Below are 17,324 nucleotides of genomic sequence, written 5' to 3'. Positions count from 1 at the left end.
ATGTATGGATTTAACCAAAAATGCGCGCGGCACTAAGAAGCAAGATAATAGAAGTATGTGATAAAAAAATCGCACAAAAAGGGGATAACGTTGGCGTATCATTTTACGCTTTTTTTGCCAATAAAAACACGGACCCTGCACTACTTATGGAAGCGGCGACTTGGTGGATACAAACTCACGAATTAGACCACTTCGAAAAGGCGTTAAAGATAAAAACAATGGTTGAAAGTGGAAAATAGGTCTTAAAGGATATTGCCATGGGCCATCAATCGAGATGACCCAGCTGGCAGTTACAGCGTGTAAAACGAGACAAAAAATACTGCAACAGATGCAAGTGCAAACATAGTGTACTCGGTGATAGTTTGTTTGCGTTTCTCACCATCAGTTTTAGGGGCTGTCGCTATCATTAGCAGGCTAGTGACAAACATTGCTAATGAATATAAACATAGGATTGATAAAGTAGCATCTGTAAACATATAAGCCTCGACTTGGTTCTACTCATTTTAACTACGTGCATCATGGTCATACAGATCAACCTCTATACACGTTTATTTAAGTTGTATTCGCTTCTAATTACAGTAAATTATACTGTGTTTTTAGGTGTTTCTGAAAGGAGTAAAAGATGCAAGTTGAATATTTTGTGGTTGACGCATTTACGCGTAAACGTTTTGGTGGTAACAACGCTGCAATCGTTGAGGTTGAAAACTGGCTTAGCGACGGCCTAATGCAGCAGATAGCCATCGAAAATAACCTTTCCGAAACCGCCTTTTTGAAGCCAGTTGATAACAATCATTATGAGATCCGGTGGTTTTCTCCAATTACTGAAATTGACTTTTGTGGTCATGCCACGCTTGGTGCTGCGTATGTACTTTTTAATCACAAGGGAAAGTCAGGTGAAATAAAATTTCAAACTCAAGAAGTCGGAACACTCACTGTTAAGCAAGTGGCTGATGGTCGCATTGTGATGGAATTTCCGAACTTAGCCCCTGAGTTAACTGAAGCCCCCGACGCACTGCTGGAAGGGCTGAACGTAACACCGACGCGGGTACTTAAAAATCGCCAAGCGTACTTTGTGATTGTTGAGACTGAGCAACAAGTACGCAGCTGTGAGTACGACAGCGATAAATTGAAAACCCTTGCGCCTTTTGATGTTGTGGTAACAGCAAAAGGCAATGACGTTGATTTTGTGTCGCGTTACTTTTGGCCTGCAAATGGGGGCGATGAAGATCCGGTTACCGGTTCAATTCATGCCGGGTTAGCGCCATATTGGGCAAAGGCGCTAAACAAACAGAAACTTCATGCACATCAGGCTTCAAAACGTGGCGGTGAGCTATTTTGTGAAGTGACGGATACGAATGTCATCGTATCTGGGTTTGGTGTACTTTACGCAAAAGGAATATTCGAAATTGAGGACGAATAAGATTCACTTCATACAGGCAAAAGAAAGTGACTTTGACTACCTAGTGGCGCTGCGTAAAGCGACCATGGTGCCGCACTTAGAAAATGCCGGACTGTTTTTGACTGACGCTGAACATAAAGCCAGAGTATTATACGAATACCCAAGCTCACATTTGATTTATATAAATGAAAAGTGTGTTGGCTTGGCTAAGTTTAAGCAACGTGAACATGACTATTACCTCTTTCAGCTGCAAATAGAGCCCCAGCAACAAGGAAAGGGGCTCGGTGCACAAGTCATTAAAAGCTTGATAGAAACCCACTCAACATTGCCTTGGGTATTGACGGTGCTTAAAGCGAATCCCGCGAAGCGTTTATACGAAAAGTTGGGATTTGTGCAGTTTGCTGACGATGAATATGAGTTTCATTTTAGGCGTGAACCTAATCCCCAAATTTAGTATTCTCTAGCCAATTTAAATTTAAAAGAGTTGTTATGGCAAAACAAATATGGGTAGATGCCGATGCCTGTCCCGTGGTGATAAAAGAAATGCTGTTTCGCGCTGCAGTGCGTACTTCTACCACGGTTACATTGGTTGCAAATCAATATCTAAAAACGCCTCCGTCTCCTTTTATTCAAAAGCTTCAAGTCCCAAAGGGATTTGATATTGCGGATAACGAAATCGTGAAGCGCGTGAATGAAGGTGATTTGGTTATTACTGGCGACATTCCACTTGCAGACGAAGTCATTGAGAAAAAGTGCACCGCACTCAACACGCGCGGTGAATTGCTGACGAAAGAAAACATAAAATCTCGCTTAAATATTCGTGACTTTATGGACACGATGCGTGCCAGCGGCGTGCAAACTCAAGGGCCACCGCCTTTGTCTCAAGCTGATAAGCAAAATTTCGCCAATCAATTGGATACTTGGATCACCAGAAACACAAAGGGGTAGGTATGGCTTATAAGGCGAGTTGTTTGTGTAAAGCGGTTCAAGTTGAGATCCGTGGACCAATCAGCGATATCATTCACTGTCATTGCTCTTTATGTCGCAAGTCTACAGGCACAGCTTATGCGACTAATGGCTTTGTGCTGTGGAGCGATTTTGTGATTCTTAGTGGCGAAGAGGCACTAAACATCTTCGAGTTTAAACCTGGAAGAAAGCGCCATTTTTGCAAACATTGTGCAAGTCCAATTTTTAGTTCGAATGAAAACGATCCAAAGCGGGTGAGGTTAAGACTTGGCATTTTGGACTCGGATATCAAAGAGCGGCCAATATCACATAATTTTGTCTCTTCAAAAGCCAATTGGGACGACTTAGACGCGCCGCTTCCTCGTTATGATGCATTTGAGCCTAGCCGCGATCTATCAACAACATCGGGAGGTAATTTGTGACGGGTATTAGTGATTTATCTCAATTATTAAAAGACATTTCCCCGACGCTTGATGAAACACCTTTTGTATTTTGTACAGTGCAAAAAAGCCTTGCTGAGTGCGTAATTTTCAATCCAATTGCGACCTTTATGGAGCGCGAGGGGTTAACGCTGGTAGTCACCAAGCAAATGGCAGATGAACATGGATTGGATTACAGCTGTGTGATGAATAAAATTACTTTGCAAGTGCATTCGAGCCTAGAAGCCGTAGGGTTAACTGCTGCATTTTCCAATGCGTTAAAAGGTGCTGATATTAGCGCGAATGTAATTGCGGGCTTCTATCATGATCATATTTTTGTGCCCGTAAATGATGCTAAGCGGGCGGTACTCGCGATACAAACGTTGGCAAAATGACATTGATAAATCTCGAAGGTTATTAGGTAGCATGAAAGTTTACTTTAAAAGAATGGCCTCCAAAGGTGTGTGTCCTCCGAGAAAACCGCTTAAGAAAATCCTTTGGTCATGGGTTGGCGCAATGGTGGGGATCTTGTTGATTACGGTGATTTCTAACCTCGCTTTACCATATGGTGTTGGCAGCGCATTGCTCATTGGCTCTTTTGGTGCAACTGCTGTTTTACTCTATGGCGCTCCTATGGCAGAGTTCTCTCAACCGAGGAACTTACTGGGCGGGCATTTCTTTTCAGCTTTACTCGGCGTCAGTATCTTTATTTTGCTTGGAGAAGAGAGTCTGTTTGCAGCACCGCTTGCGGTATCGCTCTCAATTGTTGTGATGCACTTTACTCGAACCTTGCATCCACCCGGTGGAGCGACCGCGCTAATCGCCATTATTGGTGGTGAGTCTGTTCATAACTTGGGATATATGTATGCATTTTATCCCGTGTTGATGGGGGCTCTGCTGATGTTATTGGTCGCGCTGTCTGTGAACAATATGTCGCGCAACCCCAAGCGGCATTACCCAGTTTATTGGTTCTAACTATTTTATATAAAAATTTAAAAGGACAGGCATGTCAAAAATTGAATTCGTCCCTTACCAATTAGTCCCAGCTAGCTTTAATCCATGGCGCGAAATATTTGTTGAAGTGGCAGAAGAAGTGATGATGGCATTAGCACACCCTGAACTTGAATTTCTACACTTTGGTTCAAGCTCTTTTAAGGTTGCCGGCAAAGGGATCATCGATATCTCTGTGTTATACAAACCCGGGCAATTAACGCAAGCAGTTGAACATCTTAAAAATGTAGGCTTTAAAGATCAGCACAGCGATAATCCATTTCCTGATACTCGTCCTAGAAAAGACATCGCGGTGATGTATCAAGGTGAGTTGTTTCAAGTGCATGCTCATGCTATTGAAAAAGGGAGTGAAGAACATATCAAGCAAGAAAAGTTTAAAGCTTATATGCTCAGTAATCCTGACGCGCGTGCGGAGTATGAAACTCAGAAGCAATTAGTAATAGCGCAAGGTATAGCCTCCCAAGATGAGTATGGAAAAGCTAAAGCGCCATTTGTAAAGCGCACTTTAAAGGACATCCACTTTAATTAACTAAAGTTCGAATAACTAATATTTTGCTTGAAGTTAGTGATAAAATTAACTGCTGGTATCCAATCCCAATCGCTCATGGTGATCGCATAAATTATTCATAGTGGAGCACGGTTTGATGTTGCTCCTAAAACTTGCTAACTAGGCAAGGGGGAAAAGTAAAGATTTGCGTTAAGACAGGAACCTCGCTCACTCTCCGAACAAGCATAAGGAGGTTAGCGTTTACTGTATTTAAGTATCAAAGAGTAGGTGATAACTGGTAGCATGTAACTAAAAGCATGCAACTAAGGACAGGCATGAACAGATGCAAATGTTTACAAATTTGCGACATGGTCTAAGCTTTAATTTCTTCGATTAGCATTGATACGTTCAAGGAGAGAACAATGGGCTTAGCTAGGAAGTATCAAATCAACTTGTCAAATACGCGTTACTATCATTGTGTGTCACGTTGCGTCCGCCGTGCTTTTTTGTGTGGTGAAGATATGTTGACAGGAAAGTCTTATGAGCATCGGAGGGGCTGGGTTGAAACGCGTTTACTCTCTCTAGCCAAAATATTTTGCTTGGATGTTTGTGCTTACGCGGTAATGCCTAATCACACCCATGTGGTGTTGTATATCGATGATAAAAAAGCACAAAGGCTCAATGATAAAGCTATTTTACTACGCTGGAGCAAGCTTTATAAGGTATCTTCACACGCTCGGCAATTTTTACAAGGTGAATGCTTAAACGAAGGGCAAAAAAGTGAATTAAGCAAAGAAATCAATGAATATAGAAGCCGCTTAGCGAGTATTAGCTGGTTTATGAGAGGGCTCAATGAGCACATTGCTCGACGTGCTAATCAAGAGGATGAATGTACCGGACACTTTTGGGAAGGGAGATTTAAATCTCAGGCCTTGCTTGATGCTTCAGCCTTGTTAGCATGCATGGCTTACGTAGACTTAAACCCCATTCGTGCAAAATTGGCTAGTAACCTAGAAGATTCAGAACACACTAGTATAAAACTTAGGTGTGAGTTTGCAAAAAGATGCAAACAGCCGAATTATCTAGCGCGGTTTTTAGGAAATACCAAAAGACATGTACACAAAGGAATTCCTTTTGAATTACGGTCATATCTAGACTTAGTTGATTCAACAGGGAGGTGTATTCGTGCTGGTAAACCCGGGTTTATCGAACCGCGTCAAAAATCTATTTTGGAACAATTAGGTCTAGAAGCACGTAATTGGCTGAAACTTACTACCCAGCTTGAGCAAACTTTTCACGGTGCGATTGGTAGAGCAGATTCGATTGAGTCTTATTGTGAGCATCGCAATTTACGGCGACGAAGTAATATTTCGCAAAGCCAGCGACTTTTTATGTAATATGAACTTACGTAGACGGCCAATTTAATCCGGTTGTAAGTGTCTAACTGCTCGCTCAGGTTGAGGGAGCAGTTAGTCGTGCACGTTGTATGATACACTCAATCTTATTTGCACAAAGCCATCGGTCCTACTTTATTTGGCTTTTCAGACTTCCAATTAATTGTTTCTACAAATTGATTATTTTAACCAGCCTAATCGGTTCACCATCAACGTCAAACTCACCCGTGATCTCAAGTAATCCATTTTTTAATCCTTGTAACTTATCTATTTTAATTACTTGTGTTTGATAAGGTAAGAAAGTAACAGGCTGCTGCCAAAGTGACCCTTCATTTTTAAATGATTGATATGGGGTAAAATCGACGTGTAATGTGCCACTCGATGCACCTGAATAGGGACCGATTAGCGTAATGGTTATATTGTCACGAATAGTTACTTCCATTTTTACCCCATCAAAAGGTTTCTCCGGCGTTAGAAGAGATTTTTGTCTTGTTAATCCATTCCAATTAATTACCAAGGTCTGAGAGACTTGTTTTGGCAATAGAACACGGTGTTCACCTGAAGCTAGCATTTTTTTGTAGTTACCGTAAGTTAGCGCAACTGCATGCTTACTGGGGTTGTTGACGTAAAGATAGTGCATTCCGTCAGAAAAGTAGTCCTGGATGTTGATACCACTTAGCGTAAAGAGCGCATCGTCGCCAAGTGTTGTTTGCCAATTTTGCATCAAGTGGTTGAGGGTTTTATTCTCAGTTTCAGTGACTGTCCTTGATTTCTGCTTGTTAAATATTTCGCGAAGTGGGGTCATACAGTCATTTAACTGAGCGCTATATTCCACACAGGTGTTAAAGGCTCTGCGCAGTAGCGATGCACCTTTAAAGTGCCAGGGATTAGTGGTTTGTTCATTCGTGATCAAGTAATCATGCGCGGCAAAGTAGGGCGCTATTCTATGATTATTATTTCGGCCAAGAAGACTTATTTTTTGCAAGCTAAGCGCTGAAATGTCGATTTGGCTCAATTGTAACCTAGCCAGTTGCTCATGGTGTAGTGTTTTCATTTTAATAACTAGCGCATCGTTCTGTTTTGAAAGCGTGAGCGCAAGTTGATGATATTGCATGATATCCATGCGTAATTGCGGCAGCAGTGCGATAGACTTTGCGGGAAATAATGCTTGATTGCTTGAGACCGTTAACTTTACACCTTCTTGAAGGGTAAATTGCAGCAAGTTATCTTTACTAAAGTCAACTTCTTCAACTTTAGTGCGTCCAAGACGCGCATCTAAGCTTTGACTTGTTAAGTCAGCGATTAACGCAAAGCCAATTTCTCCACGTTTTATCTGCTCCGGCTCGAAGTCGATTAGTGCTGCAACATTATTCTTATCAAGTGAGTTGATTAGAGGTGTTTTATCTGATGCGGGAAAATCCATCACGACATGTGTAGAAGAAAAGTTTGGATGAATGTCAAGACGATTAAGTGCTTTGCTTTCGGTATTTCTGAGCCAATATGCAGCACCGTTTTGCTCCCAAGGCCCATCGACAATATAAAAACTTGGCGTGGCAGAGCGCACAAACGCCGCAAACTGCTGTTCAAGCAGGGGCCAATTGGGGAAGGTCTGTTTTAAGAGTGCATTGGCAGTTGGCAAGGTGTCTTCAGAGTGAGGATTTGCGTCCATTAATTTAGCAATAAAGCGTTTAAAATATTGATAGCGTTCAGGATCGCTCAATAAAAAATGTACGATAAAAAAGTTGAGCCCGCGTTTGAGTGATGGGTCATCGTTGATTGCTTCAAAAGATGGCTGTCCACTTTGGTGATACTGCTGTAAACCCAAGTGCAGATAGTTCATTGGAGCACGGTCAAAAACCATTACAGTTAACTGTTTTTTATTTGGATCATATACGTGGCTTGCAATGGCATCTGCCATCCCCTCAGTGATCCAATTGGGTGCCCAAGTTGAGTGACCGTTCAGAGCCATATGAAACGCATGCATGGTTTCATGGATCACGATGTAGCGCTGGTGATGCTGACGATGACTCGGAAAGTTGTACCCTGCGCGGTTATAAAACATGGTTTCGCCACCAGCCGTTTTATGTACGCCTCGCAAAAAACCGTCGTCCAGCATGGCTTCTTTTGTACGTTGGCGTGAACTGCCATACACGACAGCAATTCTCTTTTTATCAATCGCTGCGGGCGCCATACCAAACAATTCAACATAGTGAGGGTAAGACATTTCTAATAATTCTAAATAGAGTTTTACTTTGTCCTCAGGAAAGTCACTTTTTAGCGCAAAATGTTTACTCACCCACCAGTCATATCCCCGCGAGTTAGCTATTTTTCCATCGCTATAAGTCAGCGGAATTTGTTTACCAACATGTTGGATATCAATGTGTCTCAACGTGCTGACTCGACCATTAACGCTTATTTCAGAGCGCATATCAGCGGGGCTCGGAATAGCGGCAATATCGCTTCGCGTAGTTTTACATCCGCTGAGTAAGGCAAGTATTGCAATTAGAGGAGTAAACCCTAGCCGCGGCTTTTGCATAGAGGGTATTCGCCAATAAAAGGTATGGAATAGATAAAATAAAGACATGATACTTTTCTCTCGTTATTATTTGTGTATATTGTATGCAATATAAAATAACAAAGATAACAGGTATTGTCATTATGCAAAATCAGCAGCAGTGGTGTGAACCAGATCTCAATGAGGCAAATCGGTCAAAGTCGTCTTCTGGGTTTGGTCGAACTTTTTACATTGCAAATATCATGGAAATATTTGAGCGGCTCGCTTGGTATGGCTTTTTCGCCGTGTCATCAATTTATATGACAACACCGAAGTCGCAAGGTGGTATTGGCTTTACTGATATAGAGCGTGGCGCGGTACAGGGGATTATTCCCTTCTTTTTATATCTTTTGCCTGTTGTAACTGGTGCGCTAGGAGATCGCGTTGGGTATAAAAAGATGTTCTTTTTTGCATTTTTGATCATGACGCCAAGCTATTATTTATTGGGACAGGCACAGAGTTTTTGGCCGTTTTTTGCTGCGCTGAGCTTTGTTGCCCTAGGTGCCGCTTGCTTTAAACCTGTGGTCGTTGGCACCGTAAGCCACAGTACAAACGATGGTAATCGTGGTCTTGGATTTGGGATCTTTTATACCATGGTGAATATTGGTGGATTTTTAGGTCCATTGGTTGCGGGATATATGCGCGCCATTAGTTGGGATGCGGTATTTATGATGTCGGCGATTTGGATTGCCATAAACTTTATTCCCTTGATGTTATTTTACAAAGACCCGCAAACATTACCTAAAACCAAGCAATCTCTTACTCAAGTATTAAAAACTGCACAGTCGGTGCTGGGTAATACACGTTTAGCACTTACGCTGTTTGTCGCACTGGCGCTATTGATGTCAGCAGGCGTTGGGTTTTCTAACTACAGTCAAGCGTTTACTTGGATTGCAATATGGTTAGTAGCTAACTGGGTGTGGGACAGAGTGCTTATAAATCGAGCGCCGACTAAAGCATGGTGGCAACAACCGATGAAGGTGAGTAACCTGCCGTTTGCGTTATATTTGCTGATCCTTGCAGGCTTTTGGACTGTATATAATCAGCTTTTTTATACTTTACCTGTGTATATCCGTGATTATGCAGATACCCGAGATATATTGGCGTGGTTTGGCGATTCTGGCGTCGCGTTTTTAGCACATGTTGATATTGATAAGTTAACTGCTGCCATTTTTACGCTGTTCAACGAGCTTAAGGAAAGCGGCGCGGTATCCATTGAAACCATTAGGCTTGAATGGGTTCACCTCAAAGTGAATGTCCCGCATGAGCAAATACAGTTGATACTACAAACGCTAAATGCGCTTCACGATAATGGACAGGCACTTTCACAGCTCCAAGCGCAAGCCCTTGCTGAACAACTCGTACAATATCGTCAAATTAATCCTGAGTATCTCATTAATTTAGACTTTGCAGCGATTGTGGTCGCACAAATTTTGGTGAGCTTTCTCTGTCAGCGATTTAGACCATTTTATGTGTTAGTCACGGGCTTACTGGTGATGACGGTTGCGTTTATCGCATTACTTAGCGATAGCGGCTGGTTAAGTGGTCAGCTCATTGTCACTGTCATATTGCTTATCGCGCTTGGTGAAATGCTTGCCTCTCCTAAAAGCCAAGAATATGTCGCGAGTATCGCGCCTCAATCTCAAGCTGCGTTGTATATGGGGTACTACTTTGTTTCTATGGCGTTGGGCTTCTTATTTGCTGGATTTTTATCTGGTTGGAGCTATAAAGTGTTGGTGCAAGAAATGGCGGCACCAGAGTTAATGTGGGGGCTATTTGCCGCTATCGCATTTATAACCGCCATTGCATTATTCTGGTTTAACACAGTGATAATAGACAGAAAAACATAGCACTATTGAAATGGGAACAGTTATTGGTCGCGATCAGTTTGTTTGCAAGCCATATTCTTTCTACACTCAAGCAAAAAATGAGGAAGTAACATGAATAAAAAAATATGGATGAGCACGGCACTCTTTGTTTCAAGTAGCGTGTACGCGCAAACGTATGTTTTAAATGCCGACTCTGCGATTGATGTGGTGTCAGGCAAGCTTATCTCACCTGCAACTGTGGTCGTTGAAGACAATAAAATTATCTCAGTCGGAAAATCAAATCGTAAAGCCTATCCAAAAGGCGCAGAGGTGATAGACCTAAGTGGCCACACATTATTACCCGGTCTATTTGATATGCATGTCCACTTAACTTCAGACGCACATGTTCATGGCTACAAAAGACTGCAACGCACTGCACCGCGTGCGGCAATTACTGGCGTTAGAAACGCCAAGCGCACACTAGATGCGGGCTTTACGTCTGTTCGCAACCTCGGTGCTGCTGGCTATGCTGACATCGCGCTGCGCGATGCCATTATTGATGGTGACGTATCAGGCCCACGTGTAAACGCGGCAGGCCCTTCACTTGGGATCACTGGCGGCCATTGTGACAACAACCTCCTAACCCATGAGCATAAAGTATTTTCAGAAGGGGTGGCTGATGGACCTTGGGCAGTAAGGCAAAAGGTACGTGAAAATATTAAATATGGCGCTAACTTAATCAAGTTCTGTGCAACGGGTGGCGTACTATCTAAAGGCACTAAAGTGGGTGCTCAGCAATATTCCCAAGAGGAAATGACAGCGATTGTGACCGAAGCACACTTACGCGGTTTAACGGTTGCTGCCCACGCGCACGGCACTGACGGTATCAAGTCTGCAATTAAAGCAGGTGTGAACTCAGTAGAGCATGTAAGTTTTGTGGATGATGAAGCCATTCAGCTAGCCAAAGACAAAGGCACGTACTTCTCTATGGATATCTACAATACGGAATATATTCTTGGCGAGGGAGAAAAGGCAGGTATTTTGCCTGAAAGCTTGGATAAAGAACGTAAGGTGGGTGCTACTCAGCGTGCTAGTTTTACAAAAGCGGTAAAAGCAGGCGTGAATATGGTGTTTGGCTCTGACGCTGGTGTTTATCCTCACGGTGACAATGGTAAGCAGTTTAGCCGCATGGTGAAATTTGGTATGACTGAACTACAAGCTTTACAGGCTGCCACTATTAACTCGGCGACGTTACTCAAGCAATATACACAATTAGGCTCGCTTGAGGCGGGGAAACTTGCTGATATTATTGCGGTTAAAGGCAACCCACTAAAAGACATTAGTGTAATGGAAAACGTCACCTTTGTGATGAAAGACGGCCAAATAGAAAAGCAATAATCTAGCGACTAGCGCAGAGCTTGTTCTAAGTTCTGCGCAGACGCTATGAAACTGTTGGAATTCTTTTTTAGCCTCACTCTCGCTTGCTAGGCTGCCTTAGAGGTTATAAGGAGGCTTTCCTGCACTGCCCATAGTTTTACCTTACTTTGTATGTTATTTACATTGACTCGGGGAATAGGGTATTTCTTACTATCTGTAAATTTTTATAACAGCCATTGATGCTGCGATATCCACATTCATTAGGGTATTCACTCCCTGCGTCAAAGCCGCTTGAGCAGTGACATTGTTATTTTGTTGCGCATTGATAGCGTTATGTGCAGCGTTTGACAATGCTTGGCTCACGGCAAGCATGAGCTTACTCGTTGCTAATGCTGGTGAGTCTCCAAGCACTTTGGTGTTTGTTTGAGACACTGAATCGGTAACTTGACTATTCACCGCAGTTGGAAATGCCATGTTTATCTCCTTTAAATAGCTGATACAAAAAGACACATAACCCCGTGGAGTGCAGAGATACTATTCTCGGCTCAGAGTATGCTTACATTCAGTCTAGTCTCTATATTAAAAAGTGCATTCAACCAATATGGTTAGTACAACAATTATCTAGAACTGAATGTAAAATTGACCGGCAGGGGGGTTACCTTAGCCGATATACGAACCGCATTTTTTGGCTCTGAGCGTCCTTAGACTTGGGAAAACTGTTGAATAATTTTGACGTTATTCGCTGACAAATGAACTAAAAAGGCGCACAATAGTAGGCGTTGCCAGACAAGGTATTTCATGATGGATTTGAAATACCTAAGTGCTTTTCCAAGACCCTAGAGTACTTAAGTATTATACTTTTAAGGGCAACGTGATGAATACGCAACTTCCTAAAATCGTGATCGTCGGTGGTGGTGCTGGTGGCTTAGAGCTGGCAACACAATTAGGGCATAAACTCGGAAAAAAACGCCAAGCAGAAATCTTATTAATTGATAAAAATCGCAGTCATATTTGGAAACCGTTGCTTCATGAAGTCGCGACAGGGTCTATAGACGCTGACTTAGATGGAGTGGTTTATTCTGCTCATGCAGCAAAGCATTATTATCAGTTTCAGCTCGGCAGTTTTAGCCACGTAGACTCAATCAATAACACCATCACGCTGAGCGAGCTAAAAGACGAACTCGGCCATCGTATTCTCCCAGAGCGACAAGTCAGCTATGACTATTTAGTGCTCGCTATTGGTAGTATTAGCAATGATTTTAATACGCCGGGGGTCAAGGAGCATTGCTTCTTCCTCGATTCAAATCAGCAAGCTGAGCGATTTCAACATGCACTCCTCGACAACTTTACACGCTTACACCAAGACGATGATCCAAAGCACTCGTTAACTATCGGTATTGTAGGTGGTGGCGCTACTGGCGTTGAGCTTTCTGCCGAGCTGTATCATGTATCAGACATGTTGAAAATGTACGGGCTGAGTAAAATGACTGCCAAACGCCTTCGTATTGATTTAATAGAAGCTGGTCCTCGAATATTACCAGCACTACCTGAGCGTATTGCTAATTCAGCTAAACGGGAGCTTGTGAAGCTCGGTGTCACGGTGCGAGAAGGCACCCAAGTAAAGCAGGCAACTGAAGACAGTTTTATTACTAAAGAAGATGAACAGTTAAAGGCAGACATCAAGGTGTGGGCTGCGGGGGTAAAAGCCCCTGACTTTATTAAAGAGATTGGACTGTTCGAGCTTACTCGTAATAATCAAATTAAGGTAAATCAATACTTACAAAGCAGTGTAGATGAGCATATTTATGTCATCGGTGATTGCTGTGCATTTACCCAAGCGGATGGTACTCAAGTGCCGCCGCGTGCTCAGTCGGCCCATCAAATGGCGCAATGTGTAGAGAAAAATCTAATCGCCACACTAAAAAATCAACCTTTACAAGAGTTTACCTATAGTGATCACGGCTCTTTAGTGAATTTATCTCGTTATAGCACCGTTGGTAGTTTAATGGGGAACCTAACCAGCAATAGCTTTTTTATTGAAGGCAAGATAGCGCGATTCATGTACATCTCATTGTATAGAATGCATCAGCGCGCAATCCATGGTATCGCAAAAACCTTTGCACTATGGATAAGCGAAAAGGTGCTAAGAGTGGTACGGCCAAAAATGAAACTGCACTAAGTTAACCTGAACTTCAGATAATTAATGTCTTTCTAGCAGCCAGTTTTAGCGCTAACCGTAACCTTGCCTACAAAGGGTCTTTGTGGGAGTGGGACGCGAGAGCGTTGCTATCCGTAAAGCCTTTTCTCTAGACAAGGGGGAACATTAATGTAATTTTAAAACAATGTGTTAGCTCACTCTTTTTCCAACCCCGATTGAGTAGCATTTGGTGTATCTAAAACCAAAGACAATTGATTTTTTGTTTTGCTGTTCATATTCCAATTTTCAAAAACTTTTACGTGGCTGTCCACGATATCTATCAATAGTTAAAGTGCCTGTCCATGATAACGGTCTTTCTGTTTCGTATGTCACATCAGCGTGATTTTGAAATTTTTATAAAGGCTACCTTACTCGATTTCACAAAAAGACTTCCCACCATTACTCAGCTATACAAAGCTTCTAGAGGTTATGTCTCGTGTGGTTACTTTGCTTTCAAGTTGTTTTAAAACCCTAAAACCTACCGATCGCGACAGTTGCTTCATCGACTTAACGAGCAGCAATGTTTGCCATAATTAGAGGGTACTAAGGACCAAAATGTAATTGTCCCCCTTTGGTTATCCTTATCATATGATTCAAAAAAGTAAAATTGTCTTCAGTATGAATGAATTAACTAACTAACCTGAACTCTTTGTGGATAATAAACTTTTGAAGTTTTCATGAGACTCAATTTTTGAAGATAATATCTTGTCTAATTTAACTCCTAACGAAGCAGTGCTATCATTTTGTTTTAATAGCTTGTATAAAGAGTTAAATGAATAACCACCTGCAGAGTGCGTGAAAAGCTCTTTGAGAAGTTTATATTTATCATCTTTATCGAACTTAACGCTGAGGACATCAAAAATCACATGACCACAAGCGTAAGCAGCAAAGACTGAAGGGGTGTTATCAATACTTCCTAAAGCTTCTGTCTCAAGCACGCTAGAACACTTTTCTATGTCACTTTTATAAAAATAATCATGATAATCTTTAGATATCATGCCTAAGGACAGTAACAGTTGGTAGGATAAATATTCAGCACTACCTTCATATAGCCATGTAGGTGAATCTCCCTTATTTGGAAAAAGATAACCATTCCAAAGATGAACAGCTTCGTGCGCGATTATTAGTAAAATTTCACGTTCATATCTCAAAGGGTTTAAAATAAGATCATCTCCACTTAGAGTTAACACAATTTGACCTGGTAAAGCACCACCTTCAAAGCCTAGATAGTCTCTACTTTTATCATAATAAATTAAAACTTCAATGCTGCCAGGGTGGTTGTGATCTAAAGCCTTTCCTAATAGGTTTATAATTTTTGTTGTATTCTCAATAACTGAATTAGTTAGTCTAATATCTATCTCTGAGCTGGTTTTGAAATTTACACCCTTAAATTCTTGTGTTTCAATAGGTGCTAAAAAGTAATAACTTTTAAAATCACCACCTCTAATTTTAAGGTGGTTTCCACTGGTTGTCTGATTGTTGTCTTTCTCTTTACTTATAATTTCGAATTCTATTTCTTCATTTTTTTCCTTGCCCATCTTTGTGTAATTTATTTCATTAGGTAAGAAATAGTCTAGAAAAATACCAGTCCCACTTTTGAAAAATAGATATGGAGAATAAGCTCGAATTTCAGATGTGTCGAACCCCTTATCTATTGTTATAGATAAACTTTTTTTGGGGGTGGAAAACTCTATTTTTCCATTGGGTGATATAGTGGGTGGGTGGTTATCTTTAAACCTCCAATAATTCATTATGAAGTTTTCAGGTGCGTTTTTTATCGTTATTGATCTTACGCTTTCTCTAAAAACATACTCTATCTCAAAGTTTTTCTTACTTGTTTCTTTTGTTATTTTTATTTCCACATTGCTTGCAGTGCTTAAAAAGGTGGAAAAAAGAATGCTTAAAAAAAATATTGCCTTGTAAATTTTTATTTCTTTCATTGTAAATTTACCGAGTTAATTACTTCCTGACTTTGTATGATAAGAGAGTCACCTAAAAAATCTAAGTTTCTTTCAATTTCAACCACACTAAAGCCACTTGCTATTAAATAGTTCACGATATGAGCGAATAGAGCTCTAAAAGAGTCACATAAAATCGATTTATTCTTAAATTGATGAAGTTTGCTGTGTCGCGTTATGCCTGCACCTAACCCTACGCCTCCTTTGCATAACCCTTTCCATACACACGGGGCACATTCATAAGGCAAAGTCTCAAGTTGTTTTTCAATCTTTACAAACGCCTCTGAACTTATGTATTGGGACAAAGAATGATTTTTTATATTTTGATTATTCGATATTCCATTTAACCCTCTAAGCTCGTCAAAAATAATTTCACCATCAGACGATATCCCTATCATTAAAGAATTATCTAACTTTGAACTCACTTGCTCAAGATGTTTTAGATCTTTAGTTAGAGTGTTAATTATTTCCGAGAAAATACGTATGGTGATATTATTGTTTTCAAACTCCTCTACCCAGGAATCAAATAGGTTTATTAGGTAGTTAGATAGTTTATCTACATCTTTTTTATTATAAGTGTCATGAGTGTCCATAGGCAATAGAAAACTAACGCTATTAGCGGACAACTCTCGAGTAAAAAATTTAAGAATATCACTTGGGCTTTCGTAGGGATCAATCACACATAATAACCCGAAGCTTCTAATTCTTTTCTGCGATTCGGCATCTTTTAACTTTTCAATACCTTTAATTACTTTATCAAAACTTCCTTTTTCATTATGGTCTACTCTATGTTTATCGTTTATTTCTTGAGGTCCATCTAAGCTTACTCCCAGGGCGATGTCGTATTTTTCAAATATAGAGACCCAGCTTTCATCAATAAGAGTTGCATTTGTTTGTAGAGCTAGATTTACTTGAATCGAATTAAAGGATTTTAATTTCTCACAAATTTCGATAAAGTGATTTCTGGGCATTAGTAGAGGTTCTCCACCATGCAAAATGACATCTAAGACTTCAATTCCATAGTCAGAAATAGCTTGCGAAGTGAATGTGACTAAGCTTTCAATTGTATCTAAATTTATTCTAGCACTTCTTTCTTTATAGCTAGAATCATGAAGGTTGAAAACATAGCAATAATCACAGTTTATGTTGCATCTTTCTGTTGTTTTTAAAATTATTTCAAGGTGCTTTATTGATTTCATTTTGTTTTTTAAAATTAATTTTATGATTTCTTAAAAAGAGCACCTAGAAAGGTGCTCTGAAAATTTTTGACTCTATGGTTTTAGAGTTTTTGGAACTTCATCTGGCTTTACGTATTTTGTGTGGTTTTTGTAGAATGCACCACCGCCAGCTGAGCTAGATACTAGCTCTAACAACTCTTTCTTTAACAAGTTGATTTTTTTATTTTTAGAAGGCGAGCTAAAGTTTTTGAGCTCAGATTGTAGTTTAGACATTGAAATTTCCTTAATTTTAATTTAAAAGCATGAAATTAAAATTCATGCTTTTAAAACTTAACATATTTTAAGTTTTTGTTCTACTTTTGTTGGTGAATATAATTTAAGGGTTATGGTGAGCATCTTCTGAGGGAGCGGGTTTTACATTATATAATTACGTGTCTGGCTATAGAGGGTTGTACATCAATGGCTTTTTCTTATGCTGACTATGCTATATTATCCATTCAAACAGGTTACTGTCATGATTTGCTGAGCTGCAATTGATATTTCTCGTTCTGTGCCGTTAATTATAGCGAATTTCCC

The 17,324-nt window shown here is 40.6% G+C and carries 18 protein-coding genes and 1 pseudogene; 13 read left to right on the top strand and 6 right to left on the bottom strand.

Features of this window, described 5'->3' with window-relative positions; genetic code table 11:
- Positions 1-20: 20 nt before the first annotated feature.
- Complete coding sequence (locus L1271_RS07995; protein WP_095727837.1) at positions 21-239, top strand: DUF6500 family protein; 219 nt, start codon at positions 21-23, stop codon at positions 237-239.
- Positions 240-290: 51 nt separating this feature from the next.
- Here L1271_RS07995 and L1271_RS07990 read toward each other — a convergent pair whose 3' ends face one another.
- Positions 291-476 carry a hypothetical protein gene (locus tag L1271_RS07990; RefSeq protein ID WP_235367523.1) on the bottom strand — a complete coding sequence of 62 codons (186 nt, stop codon included), beginning with the start codon at positions 474-476 and terminating at the stop codon, positions 291-293.
- Positions 477-622: 146 nt separating this feature from the next.
- Here L1271_RS07990 and L1271_RS07985 point away from each other — a divergent pair, with 146 nt between their 5' ends.
- The 8 genes from L1271_RS07985 to L1271_RS07950 all read left to right on the top strand — a co-directional run bounded on the left by L1271_RS07985 (position 623) and on the right by L1271_RS07950 (position 5,679).
- Positions 623-1,420, top strand: a complete 798-nt coding sequence (locus tag L1271_RS07985; RefSeq protein ID WP_010604567.1) for a PhzF family phenazine biosynthesis protein — start codon at positions 623-625, stop codon at positions 1,418-1,420.
- On the top strand, positions 1,407-1,853 hold the full coding sequence (locus L1271_RS07980; RefSeq protein WP_235367522.1) for a GNAT family N-acetyltransferase: 447 nt from the start codon (positions 1,407-1,409) through the stop codon (positions 1,851-1,853). Before L1271_RS07985 ends, L1271_RS07980 begins: the two co-directional genes overlap by 14 nt.
- Before the next feature lie 35 nt (positions 1,854-1,888).
- Positions 1,889-2,347 carry a YaiI/YqxD family protein gene (locus tag L1271_RS07975; protein ID WP_010371749.1) on the top strand — a complete coding sequence of 153 codons (459 nt, stop codon included), beginning with the start codon at positions 1,889-1,891 and terminating at the stop codon, positions 2,345-2,347.
- A gap of 2 nt (positions 2,348-2,349) precedes the next feature.
- Complete coding sequence (locus L1271_RS07970) at positions 2,350-2,787, top strand: GFA family protein (RefSeq protein ID WP_235367521.1); 438 nt, start codon at positions 2,350-2,352, stop codon at positions 2,785-2,787.
- Positions 2,784-3,179 carry an ACT domain-containing protein gene (locus tag L1271_RS07965; RefSeq protein ID WP_102056668.1) on the top strand — a complete coding sequence of 132 codons (396 nt, stop codon included), beginning with the start codon at positions 2,784-2,786 and terminating at the stop codon, positions 3,177-3,179. Before L1271_RS07970 ends, L1271_RS07965 begins: the two co-directional genes overlap by 4 nt.
- A gap of 31 nt (positions 3,180-3,210) precedes the next feature.
- Complete coding sequence (locus tag L1271_RS07960) at positions 3,211-3,759, top strand: HPP family protein (RefSeq protein WP_039495654.1); 549 nt, start codon at positions 3,211-3,213, stop codon at positions 3,757-3,759.
- A gap of 31 nt (positions 3,760-3,790) precedes the next feature.
- A complete protein-coding gene (locus L1271_RS07955; RefSeq protein WP_102056669.1) occupies positions 3,791-4,324 on the top strand; it encodes a GrpB family protein in 534 nt (177 codons plus the stop codon).
- A 380-nt stretch (positions 4,325-4,704) separates the two neighbouring features.
- Complete coding sequence (locus tag L1271_RS07950) at positions 4,705-5,679, top strand: transposase (RefSeq protein ID WP_235367520.1); 975 nt, start codon at positions 4,705-4,707, stop codon at positions 5,677-5,679.
- A gap of 166 nt (positions 5,680-5,845) precedes the next feature.
- Here L1271_RS07950 and L1271_RS07945 read toward each other — a convergent pair whose 3' ends face one another.
- Positions 5,846-8,260 carry a hypothetical protein gene (locus tag L1271_RS07945; RefSeq protein ID WP_235367519.1) on the bottom strand — a complete coding sequence of 805 codons (2,415 nt, stop codon included), beginning with the start codon at positions 8,258-8,260 and terminating at the stop codon, positions 5,846-5,848.
- A gap of 74 nt (positions 8,261-8,334) precedes the next feature.
- On the opposite strand from L1271_RS07945, the gene L1271_RS07940 reads away from it, so the two are divergent.
- Positions 8,335-10,080: an MFS transporter gene (locus L1271_RS07940; protein WP_442960420.1), complete on the top strand. Its 1,746-nt coding sequence runs from the start codon at positions 8,335-8,337 to the stop codon at positions 10,078-10,080.
- 90 nt (positions 10,081-10,170) lie between these two features.
- A complete protein-coding gene (locus tag L1271_RS07935; RefSeq protein ID WP_235367517.1) occupies positions 10,171-11,436 on the top strand; it encodes a Xaa-Pro dipeptidase in 1,266 nt (421 codons plus the stop codon).
- A gap of 189 nt (positions 11,437-11,625) precedes the next feature.
- Here L1271_RS07935 and L1271_RS07930 read toward each other — a convergent pair whose 3' ends face one another.
- Positions 11,626-11,889 (bottom strand): RebB family R body protein, encoded by a 264-nt coding sequence (locus L1271_RS07930; protein WP_174168991.1) that lies wholly within the window; start codon positions 11,887-11,889, stop codon positions 11,626-11,628.
- 400 nt (positions 11,890-12,289) lie between these two features.
- Here L1271_RS07930 and L1271_RS07925 point away from each other — a divergent pair, with 400 nt between their 5' ends.
- Positions 12,290-13,594, top strand: a complete 1,305-nt coding sequence (locus L1271_RS07925; RefSeq protein WP_235367516.1) for an NAD(P)/FAD-dependent oxidoreductase — start codon at positions 12,290-12,292, stop codon at positions 13,592-13,594.
- Between the two features lie 335 nt (positions 13,595-13,929).
- Positions 13,930-14,146: pseudogene (locus tag L1271_RS24920) on the top strand (IS982 family transposase); the annotation flags it as partial.
- 101 nt (positions 14,147-14,247) lie between these two features.
- Here L1271_RS24920 and L1271_RS07920 read toward each other — a convergent pair.
- The 3 genes from L1271_RS07920 to L1271_RS07910 all read right to left on the bottom strand — a co-directional run bounded on the left by L1271_RS07920 (position 14,248) and on the right by L1271_RS07910 (position 17,021).
- Complete coding sequence (locus L1271_RS07920; protein WP_235367515.1) at positions 14,248-15,552, bottom strand: hypothetical protein; 1,305 nt, start codon at positions 15,550-15,552, stop codon at positions 14,248-14,250.
- On the bottom strand, positions 15,549-16,769 hold the full coding sequence (locus L1271_RS07915; protein WP_235367514.1) for a radical SAM protein: 1,221 nt from the start codon (positions 16,767-16,769) through the stop codon (positions 15,549-15,551). The genes L1271_RS07920 and L1271_RS07915 overlap by 4 nt, the downstream gene beginning before the upstream one ends.
- Positions 16,770-16,841: 72 nt before the next feature.
- Positions 16,842-17,021, bottom strand: a complete 180-nt coding sequence (locus L1271_RS07910) for a hypothetical protein (RefSeq protein WP_235367513.1) — start codon at positions 17,019-17,021, stop codon at positions 16,842-16,844.
- Positions 17,022-17,324 lie beyond the last annotated feature (303 nt).

The sequence above is a fragment of the Pseudoalteromonas sp. OF5H-5 genome, from assembly GCF_021530695.1.
Taxonomy (GTDB): Bacteria; Pseudomonadota; Gammaproteobacteria; order Enterobacterales; family Alteromonadaceae; genus Pseudoalteromonas.
Note: the sequence above shows the minus strand (reverse complement) of the source record. Positions and strands in the feature narration are given on the sequence as shown.

Coding starts and splice junctions, on each gene's coding strand:
- L1271_RS07995 (WP_095727837.1), top strand. CDS start 21: ATGCGCGCGGCACTAAGAAGCAAGATAATAGAAGTATGTGATAAAAAA.
- L1271_RS07990 (WP_235367523.1), bottom strand. CDS start 476: ATGTTTACAGATGCTACTTTATCAATCCTATGTTTATATTCATTAGCA.
- L1271_RS07985 (WP_010604567.1), top strand. CDS start 623: ATGCAAGTTGAATATTTTGTGGTTGACGCATTTACGCGTAAACGTTTT.
- L1271_RS07975 (WP_010371749.1), top strand. CDS start 1,889: ATGGCAAAACAAATATGGGTAGATGCCGATGCCTGTCCCGTGGTGATA.
- L1271_RS07970 (WP_235367521.1), top strand. CDS start 2,350: ATGGCTTATAAGGCGAGTTGTTTGTGTAAAGCGGTTCAAGTTGAGATC.
- L1271_RS07960 (WP_039495654.1), top strand. CDS start 3,211: ATGAAAGTTTACTTTAAAAGAATGGCCTCCAAAGGTGTGTGTCCTCCG.
- L1271_RS07955 (WP_102056669.1), top strand. CDS start 3,791: ATGTCAAAAATTGAATTCGTCCCTTACCAATTAGTCCCAGCTAGCTTT.
- L1271_RS07950 (WP_235367520.1), top strand. CDS start 4,705: ATGGGCTTAGCTAGGAAGTATCAAATCAACTTGTCAAATACGCGTTAC.
- L1271_RS07945 (WP_235367519.1), bottom strand. CDS start 8,260: ATGTCTTTATTTTATCTATTCCATACCTTTTATTGGCGAATACCCTCT.
- L1271_RS07940 (WP_442960420.1), top strand. CDS start 8,335: ATGCAAAATCAGCAGCAGTGGTGTGAACCAGATCTCAATGAGGCAAAT.
- L1271_RS07935 (WP_235367517.1), top strand. CDS start 10,171: ATGAATAAAAAAATATGGATGAGCACGGCACTCTTTGTTTCAAGTAGC.
- L1271_RS07930 (WP_174168991.1), bottom strand. CDS start 11,889: ATGGCATTTCCAACTGCGGTGAATAGTCAAGTTACCGATTCAGTGTCT.
- L1271_RS07925 (WP_235367516.1), top strand. CDS start 12,290: ATGAATACGCAACTTCCTAAAATCGTGATCGTCGGTGGTGGTGCTGGT.
- L1271_RS07920 (WP_235367515.1), bottom strand. CDS start 15,552: ATGAAAGAAATAAAAATTTACAAGGCAATATTTTTTTTAAGCATTCTT.
- L1271_RS07915 (WP_235367514.1), bottom strand. CDS start 16,769: ATGAAATCAATAAAGCACCTTGAAATAATTTTAAAAACAACAGAAAGA.
- L1271_RS07910 (WP_235367513.1), bottom strand. CDS start 17,021: ATGTCTAAACTACAATCTGAGCTCAAAAACTTTAGCTCGCCTTCTAAA.